Below are 14,374 nucleotides of genomic sequence, written 5' to 3'. Positions count from 1 at the left end.
TTATTTTCTGTGTTTTTCAATGTAATTTTGAACCGTTTTTTTCGACCATACTACCGGAAATAAATCTTCGATTAAGATGTAATTGTCAAAGTTTAAACGCAAACCATTGCTCAAATGAAATTTAGCTTTGGTAGTGTCCTGAATCATGAAATACAATCCTGCTAATCGGTATTCGATTTCATTCTCTTCCGGAAAATATTCAGTTGCCTGTAGCAGGGTCTGAATTGCGCTTTCGAATTCGCCTAGAAATTGCAAAATATCAACCCAGAATAACCAGGTATCCAAAGCATAATCTCCAAATTCTACCGCTTTTCGGTATCCAAATTCAGCTTCTTCAAAAAAGTTCATTTGTTTGTTGATTGTCGCATAACGTTTCCAGTACAAACGATTTTGATTGTCGATTGCCAGCGCTTTATTGACAAAAAACAGGGCTTTTTGAAAATTTTTCTGGCGCACATGAAAGTCAGTAATGGCGATCCATCCTTTGTCTAAAAGCGGATCCTCATGTACCGTTTGGTTGTAATATTGTAAAGCTTTTGCCGAATTTCCGAGTTTTTCATAGCATTTTCCAATACGCAATAGAGCATAAGAAGTGGCATCGTCAAGCTCGATAGTACGGTTGTAGCTTTCAATAGCTTCGTTGTATTTTTTTAAACGTTCGTAAGCTTTTGCTTTTTCCATGAAAGCGCCCAAAAACTCATCGTCGATCAGCGTTGCATAATCAAAAGCGCGAATGGCATTTTCGTATTCTTTTACACCATAATGCAAACGTCCAAGCTGGTGCCAGGCAATTTCGCTATATGGGTTTTTATTGATATAATTGTTAAGATACACAATGGCTTCCTGGTTTTGATCTAAAAATTCAAAACAATACACCACGTTGTAAAGAGCAGACTGATCTTCTAGATCTTCTTCAAGACATTTGATAAAACTGTCTTTTGCCATCTCGAGGTTATCCATAAAAAGATACTCCATTCCAATAAGGTTGTACACGTCTGCGTAATCGTCTGTAAATTGCAGGGCAATTTTAAGTAATTCTACCGCTTTTTCGTGTTGATCTCTTTTGGAACAGATATTGGCTTTCTGGATATAAATTTCCTCGTTGTTAGGTTCGATTGCATACAACTCATTTAAGAGTTTTTCGGCGATTTCTAGTTTGTCGTCGTAAACCAGCATTTCTACTTGTACTAATTTTAAGCCTGTAGATTTTGGGTGTTGGTCTAATGCAAGTTTCAGGGCTTTCTTTGCTAAATTAGCCTTGCCTATGTCTAAATAATGAAGAATAATTTCTTCGAATTCTTCAGAATCAAAAAAGAGTACTTTGTTAGTTTTTAACATCGACTCAAATTTGGATAAGGATAGGTTATAATCTTCTTCTTCGTTGCTTAATTGCATACTGTCTTTATTTGAAATTAGCCTGTTATAAATTTAGGCAACCATATTATTGTTGTGGGGAAAGGAAATTAATTGTTTTGAACAATTTAATTAACAATATGGACAGAATTCCGATTCTGTTTTTAGTCATAATCTTCTTATTTATAAAAAGATTATTTTGTTATTATTTTATTTATCGATGGGAAACAGGTCCCGATCATGATGTGTTTTAATTAAACTTGTTGTTCCTTTTTCAGGATTTCATCCATAACATCTAAGATTATGGCACAGCCTTCTTTAATTTCCTCTTCAGAAATGGTTAATGGAGGTGTTATTCTTATGGCGCATCCTTCAAAAAGTAACCAGAATAATATAAGCCCTTTGTCCTGACAGTTTAAAATAACTTCATTTGTTATTTCTGCAGTTTCGGTCATTGCGGCAAGCATCAATCCCCTTCCTCTAACTTCCTTTATCAAAGGATGTACCAAAAGCGATCTAAAGAGTTTTTCTTTATCTAAAGCCTCCTGCATTAAGTTTGTTTCAGTTAATTCCTGCAAAGTAGCCAGGCATGCTGACGCAATGACAGGGTGTCCTCCAAAAGTAGTAATGTGTCCCAGTTTGGGATTTTCCGTCAGAAGATCCATTTTTTCTGCCGAAGCAGTAAAAGCACCTACTGGCATTCCGCCTCCCATTCCTTTTCCCATCACCACTATGTCCGGAACGACATCGTAATTCTGAAAGCCAAATAGTTTTCCTGTTCGGCCAAAACCAGGCTGGATCTCGTCAACAATCATCAGAGCGCCAACCTCATCACAACGTTTTCTGACTTTTTGCAGAAAATTATCGTGGGGTTCAATAAATCCGGCACCTCCCTGAATAGTTTCTAATAGTATTGCAGCAGTTCGGGTTGTTATTTTTTGTAAATCTTCCTCGTTATTAAAGGTGATAAAATCAACATCGGGAAGTAGTGGTCTAAAAGCCTGCTTGCGCTCTTCAAAACCCATAACACTCATAGATCCCATAGTGTTACCATGATACGCATTATGACAAGAAATGAGCTGGCTGCGGCCTGTTGAACGTTTAGCCAGTTTTAACGCTCCTTCAATCGCTTCCGTTCCTGAATTGACTAAATACGTTTTGCTTAAGGATTCGGGTAGGAGTGAAGCCATTAGTTTGCAATATTGTACAGCTGGGCTTTGAGAATATTCCCCATAAACCATAACATGCGAATATTTGTCCAGCTGATCTTTAATCGCCTGATTGACTCTTGGATGCTGATGTCCAAGTGTGCAAGCAGAAACACCTGCTACAAAATCTAAGTATTTTTTATCATTAGTATCGTAAATGTACGAGCCAATAGCGTGTGAAACTTCCATTCCTAAAGGGTAAGGTGAAGTTTGTGCCTGGTATTTTATAAAATCTGGATTCATTTTTTTTAAGGTTCAAAGGGATATAAGTCTCAGTTTTCAGTCTCGGTTTTCAGTTAGTGAAAACTGCGACTGCGACTGAATACTGCGACTGAAAACTGAAAACTATTTTTTACTCTTAGCATTAGTAGTTTTCTTCGACGCGGGTTTCTTTTTATCGTAATCCAGGGTTTCTTTTCTGACTTTTATGGGAGTATCTTTATCTTTAGTCTCTTCGTCTTTTCCTTCCTTGATTAATTTGTCGTTCATTTCATTGTCTTCGGCAGTAAAAATATCGTCTTTTGACTTTATTCGTTCGTCACCTCGCCAACGCAAGCCTTTTAGTTTACGGGCATTTTCAGGTAAATCGGCTTCAGGATAAACGTCACCGTCTACTTTGTTGAAAAATGTGATGGTTTCAATATCATTGTTTTCTATAATCAGATTGATTTTGCTGCTTACATTCTTGTTGATTCCAATCAATTCATTAAAATCATTGCGCATGTAGTATATGACTTCGGTGTTTTTGATAACGTCAACATCATGTAGCTTTCCTTCTTTGAATTTTCCAAATAAATTGAGTCCCTTGACCTGATTATAGCCGGTTCCGAGAGTATCCCGCGAGACGATAAAGGTATTGTTGAGGACTTTTAAGGAATCCAGTTTTTTGGTGTTTTTATCACCAATAAGATGCATGATATCTCCTGTGATTTGGCTTTCCCCGTTCCAAAGAATAGGGTTTCCGATTAGCTTTGTTAAAGCGGTTTTGGAATTCGAATGAATAGAATCACATTTTCCACTCATGTCTATTTTATAAAAACGTACATTGTTGTAAGCTCTCAAAATACGTTCGCCTTCTTTTCCGGTAACCATCAATTTTTTTCCGTGAATGTAAACGGAATCTTTTTCCACCAGATTGATGGCTACTGCTCTTTTAGTAACAAACATGGAATCTTTAAGTTTGTAAATTTCGGCATAGTGGCCTTTTACAATACCGCGATTGATAGAATCGGTGATTTTTACATTTCGGGTTGCAGAGGCAAATTCGATGTTTCGATTGTAATATAAACTGTCTCCTTCTATGAGACGGTCATCGTATTTGATGTAGGATTTCCGTAGAAAATGGGCTAAGTTCTTCTTGGTGTCGTAAAAACCTCTTTCGGTATAAATAAAATTGGCTTTACTGGTAATGGTGGAAGGGCCGAGCAAATACGAGTGTCCTGAATTGCTATAATAATCTAAATGGTTTGATTTTATAACATATTTTGGATTAGTAATGGTTACTGCAGTTAAGAATTGGAATTTTTTCTCGGCCACATAATATCTTCCTGATTTACTAACCAGCGTATTGTCTTTGTTGATGATCGTACCTTTTGTATTGTAATATACCTGCTGAATATTTCGGTCAAAATTTATGGTATCGGTGCTTAAAGTGGCATCGGGAGAACTCATTACGGCATCTCCTGTTGCGAAGGCTTTTTTCACATTTCCACTATATTCCGCATATTTACTGTTTAGAAACAAGGTGTCTCCTTGTACTAATTGTACATTTCCAAAGGCTTTGAGATAGTTTTCTTTTTGAAAAAAGTAAGCGCGGTTACAGGTAAGCACAACGCCATCATGATTTACTTTTACATTCCCAATTAGAAGTAAAGCACCCGGGATTTCGTTTTCGTTGATTTCTTGAAAATCGGCATTTTCAACAATTATTGTTTTAGGTTTTTGAGCAAAACTGACTTGTGCGCTTAAAAAAAGCAAACAATAGGATATGAAAAAGAGTAATTTCTTCAATGGATTAAATTTTTGTCAAATTTATGAAAAAGGTTACAACCTTTATTGATATTAAGATTAATTTATTAATGCAGATTTATTTTTAGATAGTCTACAGCACAAGTTCAGTAAAGCTTGGAAATTTCTAGCATTTTAAGTTCTTTCATGGATAAACTTTGTACTATTTATCTTTGTGGCTTTTAATCTAATTTATCAACAAAACGGCATACTCTTACGTTGTAGTTTGCAATTTTGAATGTAGACTCTAACAAAAATGATTTTAGTCTTCTTTTGAATTTAAAAATTAGCCTAAATTTAGGAAAAGATTTCCGGAATTAAGAGCGGATTTTTAGTTTGGAAATGAATCAGATTATTAGAATAAATATGATAAATAAGAAATTTTTTGTTGCAGGATTGTCTGTAATCCTGCTGTTTTCAGCATGTAAAACCAAAGATCTAAAAATGAACACAATAAAAGAAGAAGTTTCTAAAGATAAAAAGATTGTGGTGTATCAGGTTTTTACACGTTTGTTCGGGAATAAAAACACAACGAATAAACCTTGGGGTACCATTGAAGAGAATGGTGTTGGAAAGTTTAATGATTTTACAGACAAGGCATTGCATGAAATTAAAGATTTAGGGGTGACTCATATTTGGTATACGGGTGTTCCGCATCATGCATTGGTTGGGGATTATAAGGCTTATGGGATTTCGGACGATGATCCTGAAGTGGTAAAAGGTCGTGCCGGTTCTCCCTATGCGGTAAAAGACTATTATAATGTAAATCCCGATCTAGCTGCGAATCCGGCAAACAGATTGCAAGAATTCGAAGCGTTGATAGCTCGTACACATGAGGCAGGATTAAAGTTAATTATTGATATTGTACCCAATCATATTGCACGAAAATACGAAGGAAAAAGTAATCCGGTGGGAGTGAAAGATTTTGGAGCTGATGATGATGTTAATGCGGAATATAAGAGAGATAATAATTTCTACTATATACCAAACAATCATTTCGAAATTCCGGATGGAGATATTCCCTTGAACGGAGAGAAAAATGTACTTGTTGATGGTGTATTTGATGAAAATCCTGCAAAATGGACCGGAAATGGATCGCGAAAAGTTAAACCGGACCAAAATGACTGGTATGAGACCGTTAAAGTAAATTACGGAATCCGTCCTGATGGCTCAAAGGATTTTCCTGAACTGCCGGTAGGATTTGATGAAAAAACGTATCAGGAGCATTTCGCTTTTTGGCAAGATAAAGACGTTCCGGATTCCTGGAAGAAGTTCAGATCGATTGCTTTGTATTGGATAGGCAAAGGGGTAGATGGTTTTCGTTATGATATGGCGGAGATGGTTCCGTATGAATTTTGGAGTTACATGAATTCGGCAATCAAAATGAAAGATCCAAATGCTTTTTTATTAGCAGAAGTGTATAATCCGAAGGAGTATCGTAATTACATCTGCTTAGGAAAAATGGATTATCTGTACGATAAAGTAGAGACTTATGATAAGCTGAAAGATATTATTCGTGGAAAATCTTTACCTGATGGATTGTCGGATATTCAAAAAGGAATGACAGATATTGAGCACAATATGCTTCATTTTTTAGACAATCATGACGAACAGCGCTTGGCAAGTCCTGAATTTGCAGGAACGCCGGAAAGAGGAAAACCTTTAATGTTGGTTTCTGCAACAATTAGTACGTCTCCAACGATGATTTATTTTGGACAGGAGGTAGGGGAAGCTGCGAATGAGAATGCCGGTTTTGGAACCCGTTCGAGAACATCAATATTTGATTATATCGGAGTGCCGAATCATCAGCGTTGGATGAATAATGGGAAGTTTGACGGAGGACAGCTTTCGGATTCAGAGAAAAATCTTCGTGATTTTTACAAACGACTGTTAAATTTTTCGATTAAGAGTTCTGCTTTAATGGGAAGTTTTCAGGAAATTCAAAGTGTAAATCGCCAGAATACGATTCATTACGATGATTTGATTTATTCCTATGTGCGTTGGTCGGTCAATCAAAAGTTGATAATAGTGGCTAATTTTTCTTCAGAAAAAACAAGTGATTTTGATTTAAAAATTCCTTCGGATATTATCGCAAAGTGGAATTTGAAAGAAGGAGTTTATGAACTGAAAGATCAACTGTATGAAAAGAGTTCTGTGCAGTTGAAAGTACACAATGGAGAAGGAGTTGTGCGATTGAAAATAGCGCCTTCAGAGTCCTTTATTTATGAATTGAAGTAAGTGATAAGAATTTTCATTTAAGTGTATAAAAAAAAGCTGATACTTCGTGGTATCAGCTTTTTTTATGATTTATACTTTTCTAACCTTCTTCAAAGCCTCGACGTAGTATTCGTTTACTTTTTCCCAGTTTATATGCTGATAAAAAGCATCAATATAACTTCCTTTTCTATTTTGGTAATCCAAATAATAAGCATGTTCCCACAGATCGATTCCTAAGATTGGAGTTCCGGGAATCAGAGCGTTTTTCATTAAAGGATTGTCTTGGTTGTCAGTTGTTGTTACCTGTAGCTTTCCGGCTTTGTCGACTACCAGCCAAACCCATCCGGATCCGAACTGTTTCGTTGCCTGACCTTTAAACTGACTGGTAAGGTTACTGAAAGAACCAAATTCTTTATTAATAGAACCTGCCAGCGTATCTTTTGGTGTTAGTTCTTTTGGTGTAAGAATATTAAAGTAAAGGGTGTGATTGTAATAGCCACCCGCATTTTGACGCAGTTTAGCGTTGCTAAGATCCATCTTTTTAAGAATATCTTCAATAGGCAGATTTTCAAACTCGGTATTTACAATTTCTTTATTAAAATTGTTGGTATACGTTAAATAGTGTTTTGAATAATGCGTTTCTAAAGTAAGTGTTCTAATTGCAGGAGCCAAAGCATCGTAAGAAAAAGGTAATTTTGTCAATTCAAAAGAACCCGGGTCTGCTTTTACATCATTTGGAGATCCAATGGTGATTTTTTCTTCTTTTGTTGGTAAAGGAACTTCAACAACTTCGGTTAGCTTATTGTCATTACAAGAAAATAATAGAAAAAATGAAGCTAAAATGCTGAAACGAACAATGTTTTTCTTCATAATGTTAGTTATTTTGATGTTAGTGAATTAATGATTGCGATATAATTTTCTTTAGCTTCATCAGCCGTCAAATGACTTATTTGCATCCAGGCATTTGTTTTGAAAGCATTTCGCAAATCAAAATTATCCGATTGATTGTACACAGCTGTTCCAAAAGTAGCCTGTTTGTAATAGGCATAAAGCCTTAACTGCACGTCTTGTGGCAGCGTGGCCTGAGTCATTTTTAAAGCAGTCTCGACAGCCTCTGAAAAACGAGTATCTAAATCTTTTTCAGTCATTAAGCTTTTGTAGCGATGATGGTTTTTCCACCAATTGCTTTTTGGTTTAATACTACATTAATTGGAGTACCTAAAGGTAAAAATAAATCTACTCTTGAACCAAATTTAATAAATCCTGCATCTGTTCCCTGAACAACCTGCATTCCTTCTTTAGCATAATTTACAATTCGACGTGCCAAAGCGCCTGCAATTTGTCTGTATAATACTTGTCCGAAAGTTTCGTTTTCGATTACAACTGTCGTTCTTTCGTTTTCTTCACTTGCTTTTGGGTGCCAGGCTACTAAAAATTTCCCAGGGTGGTATTTGCTGAATTTTATGATTCCGTCCATTGCATAACGTGTTACGTGTACGTTTATCGGCGACATAAAGATAGATACTTGCAGACGTTTGTCTTTGAAATATTCACCTTCGTAAACTTCTTCAATAACGACAACTTTTCCGTCTACCGGAGCAAGAATGTGATCGCTGTTTCTGATTGCGATTCTTTTTGGATTTCTGAAAAATTGCAAAATGATGATTAAAACTAATACACCAGCTAGCTGAACCAATATTCTTAGCCAATTGATATCAATGAATTTTTCAGCAATTAAAAGTACAGCTACTGCGAAAACAGTGCCTAATAAAATGGATGGGCCTCCTTCTTTATGAAACATAGTATAAAATTTGATAAAATAAAAATATAATTGGTGCTACAAATATAACACTATCTAGTCGATCTAATACACCTCCGTGACCCGGCATGATGGAACCGCTGTCTTTTACTCCGGCAACTCTTTTGAATTTAGATTCAATTAAGTCTCCAATAGTTCCAAAGATGCTAACAATTAAAGCTATAATCATCCAGATTAAAATAGATTTAGCACTGAAATCCGGTTTTGGTTGTATGTATAGTTTTGAGATTAAAAAACCGGCAAAAGCAGCAAAAACAACACCTCCAAGAAAACCTTCAATTGTTTTTTTAGGCGAAATGCGTTCAAACAATTTATGTTTCCCCATTGATTTACCAACTAAATAAGCAAATGTATCATTGGTCCAAATCAAGACAAATAATCCGATGATAATTTTTGGATTGTAATCTTTAATTCCGAATGAAATTTTAGTGATAAAGAGAAAAGGGAGTGTGACGTATCCCAATAAATAAATGTATTTGGATGATTTGCTGATGATTTGTGTGTCATCAAACAAAAATACAATGCATTTTACAGATACAATCAGCGTGATAATAAGCAGTACAGAAAAAAGTTTTTCGGTATCAACTGTTATTTGTATGTTTTCTTTTAATGTTTTACTGATATAGTTTTCCGTTTCGGCTTTGTAAAAACTGATTAAAGCGACCGTACTGTAAAAAACAGAAACGAATAAAATTGAAAATATTTTATTGATTCCAACTAAATTACAGAATTCGTAAGTGGCGATAATTAGGAAAATGCCAAAAAGGACAATAAAGCTTTCGGTAGAAAACAGAATAGAAGTTAATAATAAAGCGATATAAACAGCACCAGAAATGGTTCTCTTGAGTGTTTCGTTCATCTTAAAGGTCTTCTAAGAGCAATAAATATAGATTTTTGGCAACACTTCCGTATTGGGTAAAATCTTCCTCTTTTGCTTTTTCGAAATATTTTATTGTGGTAATATTAGTAGGATAGTCTCTTTCGTATTTGCGTTTGATAGCGCTAAGTCCGTCACTTTTGATCGAAAGTATCTGACTTGTTGTAGCAATTATAACAATATTTGCAGGTAATTCGTTTGGTTTGTCTTGTCTGATTTGTTTTGATGAAAACAGAATTGAGCCTTCATCGGCAATTAGATTCTCACAAGTAGCAAGTAAAAATTTTGGGTTTCGAGGAGAAATATAAAGTAGTTTGTTTTCTTCTAATAAACTAAAAAGGGCAGGTTCATAACACAGAACTTCATTTTCGAACCAGTCATTTTCTTCCAGGATATTTTCAAACTGTTCTGCAACTTCTTGTTTGTTTTCACAATACAAGAACTTACCGCCATTTTTCTTGAAATTGAAAATGAATCTTTCATCAATAGATAAATGACTGTCCGGAGCTTGATTTCCTCCGTATTCACTTTCATGTTCTTCATCAGAAGCAGCGTCGCTGGAACCAAATATTTTTTTGAAAAAATTCATTTTATATGAAATACTTTACATGTTAATTGAAAACGTTCAAAGATAAAAAAATCTTAATTCAAAAGGCTATTTTGAATTAAGATTTTAAAAAATATTACATATTTAGTGAATTATTTAGGAAACCACTTCTTCTAAATTTTTATCAAAAGTACGTTTTCCGAAAATAGTTTCTAAGTCATCTTTAAAAATAACCTCTTTTTCAATTAATATGTCAGCCAATTGATTTAGCTTGTCTTTGTTTTCTTCGAGAATTTCGATGGCTCTTTGGTATTGGCCTTCAATTAATTCTGAAATTTCTTTGTCAATTATTTTTGCAGTTTCGTCAGAGTATGGTTTTGAAAAGCTGTACTCACTTTGACCACTTGAGTCATAATACGTAACATTTCCAATTTTATCATTCAATCCATAAATGGTTACCATAGCACGAGCCTGACGTGTAACTTTTTCTAAATCGCTTAATGCTCCGGTTGAAATTCTGTCGAAAGTTACTTTTTCAGCGGCTCTTCCACCCATAGTAGCACACATTTCGTCTAACATTTGATCTGTTCTAACGATTTGTCTTTCTTCCGGAAGGTACCAAGCGGCTCCTAAACTTTGTCCACGAGGAACAATAGTTACTTTGATTAACGGTGCAGCATGCTCTAACATCCAACTTACAGTTGCGTGACCAGCTTCGTGAATTGCGATTGCTCTTTTTTCTTCCGGTGTAATAATTTTGTTTTTCTTTTCAAGTCCACCAATGATTCTGTCAACAGCATCAAGGAAATCCTGTTTGTCTACTGCAGTTTTGTTGTTACGGGCAGCGATTAGGGCTGCTTCGTTACAGACATTTGCAATATCAGCACCAGAGAAACCCGGAGTTTGTTTGGCTAAGAAATCAAGATCAAGACCTTCTACTTTTTTGATAGGTGCTAAATGCACAGCAAAAATTTCAGCTCTTTCGCGAATGTCCGGTAAGTCTACGAAAATTTGTCTGTCAAAACGACCTGCACGCATTAACGCTTTGTCTAGAACATCAGCTCTGTTGGTTGCAGCCAAAACAATTACGTTAGAGTTTGTACCAAAACCGTCCATTTCGGTTAGTAATTGGTTCAAAGTGTTTTCTCTTTCGTCATTTCCGCCTGACATATTGCTTTTTCCTCTCGCTCTACCAACAGCATCAATTTCATCGATGAAGATAATAGCAGGAGATTTTTCTTTTGCTTGTTTGAACAAGTCACGAACACGTGAAGCACCAACTCCTACAAACATTTCTACGAAATCAGAACCTGATAAAGAGAAGAACGGAACCTGAGCTTCTCCTGCAACTGCTTTTGCAAGTAATGTTTTACCAGTTCCCGGAGGCCCTACTAATAAGGCTCCTTTTGGAATTTTACCTCCCAGATTGGTGTATTTTTCAGGGTTTTTTAAGAACTCTACAATTTCTTGTATTTCTTCTTTTGCGCCTTCTAAACCAGCAACATCTTTGAAAGTAGTTTTAATGTCGGTTTTCTCATCAAATAGTTTGGCTTTTGATTTTCCAATGTTGAAAATTTGTCCGCCACCGCCACCGGCACCACCTGACATTTTACGCATGATGAAAATCCATACACCAATAATGATGATGATTGGAAGCAGACTGATTAAAATGTCGCTCCAGTTATTTTTTTGCAAGAAGTTAAAATCTTTTAGTTTGCCTTCGCCAACTGCTTTTTCCAGCTTCGTTTGAAAAATTTGGTCATTACCAATTTCTAAAGTATAATGAGGGCCTTTGTTAGGTCTTTCAAAGATATCTTTAGCTACTTTTTTATTAGCCGCGTCTTTAAGAGCCGCAGCGTTTAAATATACTTCAGCTTCAGCTTTATTATAAACGATTACTTTTTCAATTTGTCCTTTTTCTAATAAAGTATTGAATTTAGAAGAGGTCAATTGAGCAGGTTCGCTTAAGTTAGATCCACCGGTTGCAAAACTTATAAATAAAAAAACCAGAAGTATTGCGGTGTATATTAACCAGGGACTTATTTTAAATTTACTCGGATTTGGATTATTATCTTTAGCCATTAGAAGAAATTTTCTTTAGTATTTGTTTTCGATTGTAGTTATTTTGGCGTCACCCCAAAGGCTCTCGATATTGTAGTATTCTCGGATGTGTTTCTGGAAAACGTGTACCACGATATGCACATAATCCATTAGAACCCATTCTGCATTATCGGTTCCTTCTACGTGCCACGGTTTATCTTTTAAGTCTTTAGATACAGTTTTTTGAATTGAGTTTACAATGGCATTAACTTGGGTATTTGAACTTCCGTTGCAAATGACAAAATAGTCACAAACTGCCGTGTCTATTTCTCTTAAGTCAAGAATGTCGATATCATTTCCTTTTACTTCTTCAATCCCTTTGATTATGTTCGCCAATAGAACATCATTATTAACAGTCTTTTTCGCCATGAATTATTTTGTATGAATTTGTAAAGTTACCAAATTTTGTGATTATTTTTGAACCTTAACAAAATATTAAATTAAGTTATTTAAATTACTTGAATGAAACTAATCAAACTCGATGCCATAGATTCTACAAATGATTTCCTTAAATCTTTGTCAAGCCATGATGAACCGGATAATTTTACTGTGGTAACGGCTGAAAATCAGACAAAAGGCAAGGGGCAGATGGGGGCAAAGTGGCAGTCTGAAGTGGGTAAAAACTTAATTATGAGTATTTTGGTGAAAGATTTTGTCTTTAATAATGAACACGTTTTTAACCTCAGCGTTATCGTTTCTTTAAGTGTAATTGAGGTATTAAAATCGTTAAATATTCCTGATTTAAGTATAAAATGGCCAAACGACATTATGTCATATAATAAGAAAATTGGTGGCATACTTATTGAAAATACCCTTAAAAGCGGTGGCAGAATTGTGTCAGTTGTTGGATTAGGGTTAAATGTCAACCAGACTAATTTTGACGAACTGCCAAATGCTTCTTCATTGGCAGTCATTTCGGGACATAGTTTTGATAAAGATATTTTACCTCAGTTAATTGTTGAAAAAATAAAGGAAAAAATAAGTCTATGGGAAGTTAATTCTAAAGATTTATGGGCTATTTATTTTAATTCATTGTTTCGAAAAGGTGTTCCAATGCCATTTAAAAATCTAAAAAATCAAAATTTCATGGGAATCATTCAGGGAGTATCACCTGTTGGTAAAATCCAAATTTTACTGGAAGATGACTCTGTCTCGGAGTTTGATATTAAAGAGATTCAGATGCTTTATTAAAGGTTCTGAGGTGCTAAGGTTCTAAGGTTCTGAGTTTTTTGTTTGGACTGTGTGAATGGTTTTAAGATTGAAAATCTGCCGAATCGGTTTGAAGCACTATTTTATACCTTTACTGTTTTAACTGTTTTTGGAGCTATTTTTTTGTTCCAGTAAAGAATATAGAATGTTCCAAGGATAGAAGGTGCCATCCAGGTGATTATATTACCAAGCCCAATTCCAGCCACTATAAAAGCAGTTACTGATGCAATTAGTGCTCCAGTCATCTTTCCGATGTGCTTGGATAGCCAATTGTTTGTTTTTGATAAGTTTTTAAAGAAGATAAAATGCTTTACAGTCATATAAAGGCCAAATCCGCCAAAGAAAGTAAATAAAATGCCGTTTTGTACAGAATTCAATTGACAGTAGATCCCAATCGAAATCATTATTACAGAGAAAAACAACATGGTTCCTGAGATTAATTTATCGTAAAAATCGGCTTTTGTTTTGTGTTTAAAGTTTAAAGCTCTGTTTCCTGATATTACCAGATAAATGGTGAATAAGCCAATTAGAAATAAAAAAATATTCTGATGTTTCGGCATCCAGCAGATCGGGATAGAGATAAGTGTACTAATGAACATTCCTATTGAGAATAATTTCCCCATTCTTTTGTGCAGTGTGCTTCCTTTTTTGACTACAACACTTCCTATTCCGGTAATTAGACCGATTCCTCCAAAGAATGCATGAATGTAAATTAAAATTTTGATCGTTGCTTCCATTTTGTTTTTGTTTGGTTAATGGATCAAACTTCTATCAATAATTCAATATGTGATAATTTATAGTGCTGAAGTGTTATATTTTGAGGATGAAGTGTTTTTTTTTGGAGGCTCAAAGAAACAAAGGTTCTAAGGTTTTTTTAGAATAATCTCGCAAAGGCACAGAGTCGCAAAAAATATACGCAAGCTTGTTGTTCTTCCTTAGTCAGGATTGTAAAAGTTACTTATTTCGGTAACGGATTTATCATTTCAATTGGCTTTTTTCCATCAATTCCCTGATGTGGTCTTTCATGATTATAATAG

Annotated in this window: 13 protein-coding genes; 2 read left to right on the top strand and 11 right to left on the bottom strand. The window is 35.1% G+C overall.

All coding sequences use genetic code 11. The features are described from left to right. The 3 genes from FLA105534_RS13535 to FLA105534_RS13525 all read right to left on the bottom strand — a co-directional run bounded on the left by FLA105534_RS13535 (position 1) and on the right by FLA105534_RS13525 (position 4,571). Complete coding sequence (locus FLA105534_RS13535) at positions 1–1,395, bottom strand: tetratricopeptide repeat protein (protein ID WP_173966655.1); 1,395 nt, start codon at positions 1,393–1,395, stop codon at positions 1–3. Between the two features lie 212 nt (positions 1,396–1,607). Continuing rightward, positions 1,608–2,804 carry an aspartate aminotransferase family protein gene (locus tag FLA105534_RS13530; protein ID WP_173966654.1) on the bottom strand — a complete coding sequence of 399 codons (1,197 nt, stop codon included), beginning with the start codon at positions 2,802–2,804 and terminating at the stop codon, positions 1,608–1,610. Positions 2,805–2,906: 102 nt separating this feature from the next. Then, on the bottom strand, positions 2,907–4,571 hold the full coding sequence (locus tag FLA105534_RS13525) for an OstA-like protein (protein ID WP_246253241.1): 1,665 nt from the start codon (positions 4,569–4,571) through the stop codon (positions 2,907–2,909). 363 nt (positions 4,572–4,934) lie between these two features. Between FLA105534_RS13525 and FLA105534_RS13520 the strand changes: the two genes are divergently transcribed. Continuing rightward, positions 4,935–6,806 (top strand): alpha-amylase family protein, encoded by a 1,872-nt coding sequence (locus FLA105534_RS13520; RefSeq protein WP_173966653.1) that lies wholly within the window; start codon positions 4,935–4,937, stop codon positions 6,804–6,806. Positions 6,807–6,875: 69 nt separating this feature from the next. Here the strand turns inward: FLA105534_RS13520 and FLA105534_RS13515 are convergent, their stop codons facing one another. From FLA105534_RS13515 to rsfS, 7 genes are all read right to left on the bottom strand, one after another. Further along, the gene (locus FLA105534_RS13515) at positions 6,876–7,655 is read right to left on the bottom strand and encodes a superoxide dismutase (RefSeq protein ID WP_173966652.1); all 780 of its coding nucleotides are present in this window, start codon (positions 7,653–7,655) and stop codon (positions 6,876–6,878) included. A gap of 8 nt (positions 7,656–7,663) precedes the next feature. Next, positions 7,664–7,933, bottom strand: a complete 270-nt coding sequence (locus FLA105534_RS13510; RefSeq protein ID WP_173966651.1) for an acyl-CoA-binding protein — start codon at positions 7,931–7,933, stop codon at positions 7,664–7,666. Further along, positions 7,933–8,586 carry a phosphatidylserine decarboxylase family protein gene (locus tag FLA105534_RS13505; RefSeq protein ID WP_173966650.1) on the bottom strand — a complete coding sequence of 218 codons (654 nt, stop codon included), beginning with the start codon at positions 8,584–8,586 and terminating at the stop codon, positions 7,933–7,935. The genes FLA105534_RS13510 and FLA105534_RS13505 overlap by 1 nt, the downstream gene beginning before the upstream one ends. Continuing rightward, the gene (locus tag FLA105534_RS13500) at positions 8,576–9,463 is read right to left on the bottom strand and encodes a phosphatidate cytidylyltransferase (protein WP_173966649.1); all 888 of its coding nucleotides are present in this window, start codon (positions 9,461–9,463) and stop codon (positions 8,576–8,578) included. The genes FLA105534_RS13505 and FLA105534_RS13500 overlap by 11 nt, the downstream gene beginning before the upstream one ends. A 1-nt stretch (position 9,464) precedes the next feature. Continuing rightward, positions 9,465–10,070: a lactate utilization protein B/C gene (locus FLA105534_RS13495; RefSeq protein ID WP_173966648.1), complete on the bottom strand. Its 606-nt coding sequence runs from the start codon at positions 10,068–10,070 to the stop codon at positions 9,465–9,467. Positions 10,071–10,184: 114 nt separating this feature from the next. Then, the gene (gene ftsH, locus FLA105534_RS13490) at positions 10,185–12,110 is read right to left on the bottom strand and encodes an ATP-dependent zinc metalloprotease FtsH (RefSeq protein ID WP_173966647.1); all 1,926 of its coding nucleotides are present in this window, start codon (positions 12,108–12,110) and stop codon (positions 10,185–10,187) included. A gap of 15 nt (positions 12,111–12,125) precedes the next feature. Beyond that, positions 12,126–12,497, bottom strand: a complete 372-nt coding sequence (gene rsfS, locus FLA105534_RS13485; protein WP_017496527.1) for a ribosome silencing factor — start codon at positions 12,495–12,497, stop codon at positions 12,126–12,128. Positions 12,498–12,590: 93 nt separating this feature from the next. Here rsfS and FLA105534_RS13480 point away from each other — a divergent pair, with 93 nt between their 5' ends. Continuing rightward, the gene (locus FLA105534_RS13480) at positions 12,591–13,319 is read left to right on the top strand and encodes a biotin--[acetyl-CoA-carboxylase] ligase (protein ID WP_173966646.1); all 729 of its coding nucleotides are present in this window, start codon (positions 12,591–12,593) and stop codon (positions 13,317–13,319) included. Between the two features lie 101 nt (positions 13,320–13,420). Here the strand turns inward: FLA105534_RS13480 and FLA105534_RS13475 are convergent, their stop codons facing one another. Next, positions 13,421–14,074, bottom strand: coding sequence for a hypothetical protein (locus tag FLA105534_RS13475; RefSeq protein ID WP_173966645.1), 654 nt, complete (start codon positions 14,072–14,074; stop codon positions 13,421–13,423). Positions 14,075–14,374: the final 300 nt, after the last annotated feature.

It is taken from the genome of Flavobacterium collinsii, assembly GCF_902804485.1.
GTDB lineage: Bacteria > Bacteroidota > Bacteroidia > Flavobacteriales > Flavobacteriaceae > Flavobacterium > Flavobacterium collinsii.
This window is presented reverse-complemented; position numbering and strand designations above follow the sequence as displayed.

What these genes read in the sequence shown, in the direction of transcription:
- FLA105534_RS13535 (WP_173966655.1), bottom strand. Translation starts at nt 1,395, where the DNA reads ATGCAATTAAGCAACGAAGAAGAAGATTATAACCTATCCTTATCCAAA.
- FLA105534_RS13530 (WP_173966654.1), bottom strand. Translation starts at nt 2,804, where the DNA reads ATGAATCCAGATTTTATAAAATACCAGGCACAAACTTCACCTTACCCT.
- FLA105534_RS13520 (WP_173966653.1), top strand. Translation starts at nt 4,935, where the DNA reads ATGATAAATAAGAAATTTTTTGTTGCAGGATTGTCTGTAATCCTGCTG.
- FLA105534_RS13515 (WP_173966652.1), bottom strand. Translation starts at nt 7,655, where the DNA reads ATGAAGAAAAACATTGTTCGTTTCAGCATTTTAGCTTCATTTTTTCTA.
- FLA105534_RS13510 (WP_173966651.1), bottom strand. Translation starts at nt 7,933, where the DNA reads ATGACTGAAAAAGATTTAGATACTCGTTTTTCAGAGGCTGTCGAGACT.
- FLA105534_RS13505 (WP_173966650.1), bottom strand. Translation starts at nt 8,586, where the DNA reads ATGTTTCATAAAGAAGGAGGCCCATCCATTTTATTAGGCACTGTTTTC.
- FLA105534_RS13500 (WP_173966649.1), bottom strand. Translation starts at nt 9,463, where the DNA reads ATGAACGAAACACTCAAGAGAACCATTTCTGGTGCTGTTTATATCGCT.
- FLA105534_RS13495 (WP_173966648.1), bottom strand. Translation starts at nt 10,070, where the DNA reads ATGAATTTTTTCAAAAAAATATTTGGTTCCAGCGACGCTGCTTCTGAT.
- ftsH (WP_173966647.1), bottom strand. Translation starts at nt 12,110, where the DNA reads ATGGCTAAAGATAATAATCCAAATCCGAGTAAATTTAAAATAAGTCCC.
- rsfS (WP_017496527.1), bottom strand. Translation starts at nt 12,497, where the DNA reads ATGGCGAAAAAGACTGTTAATAATGATGTTCTATTGGCGAACATAATC.
- FLA105534_RS13480 (WP_173966646.1), top strand. Translation starts at nt 12,591, where the DNA reads ATGAAACTAATCAAACTCGATGCCATAGATTCTACAAATGATTTCCTT.
- FLA105534_RS13475 (WP_173966645.1), bottom strand. Translation starts at nt 14,074, where the DNA reads ATGGAAGCAACGATCAAAATTTTAATTTACATTCATGCATTCTTTGGA.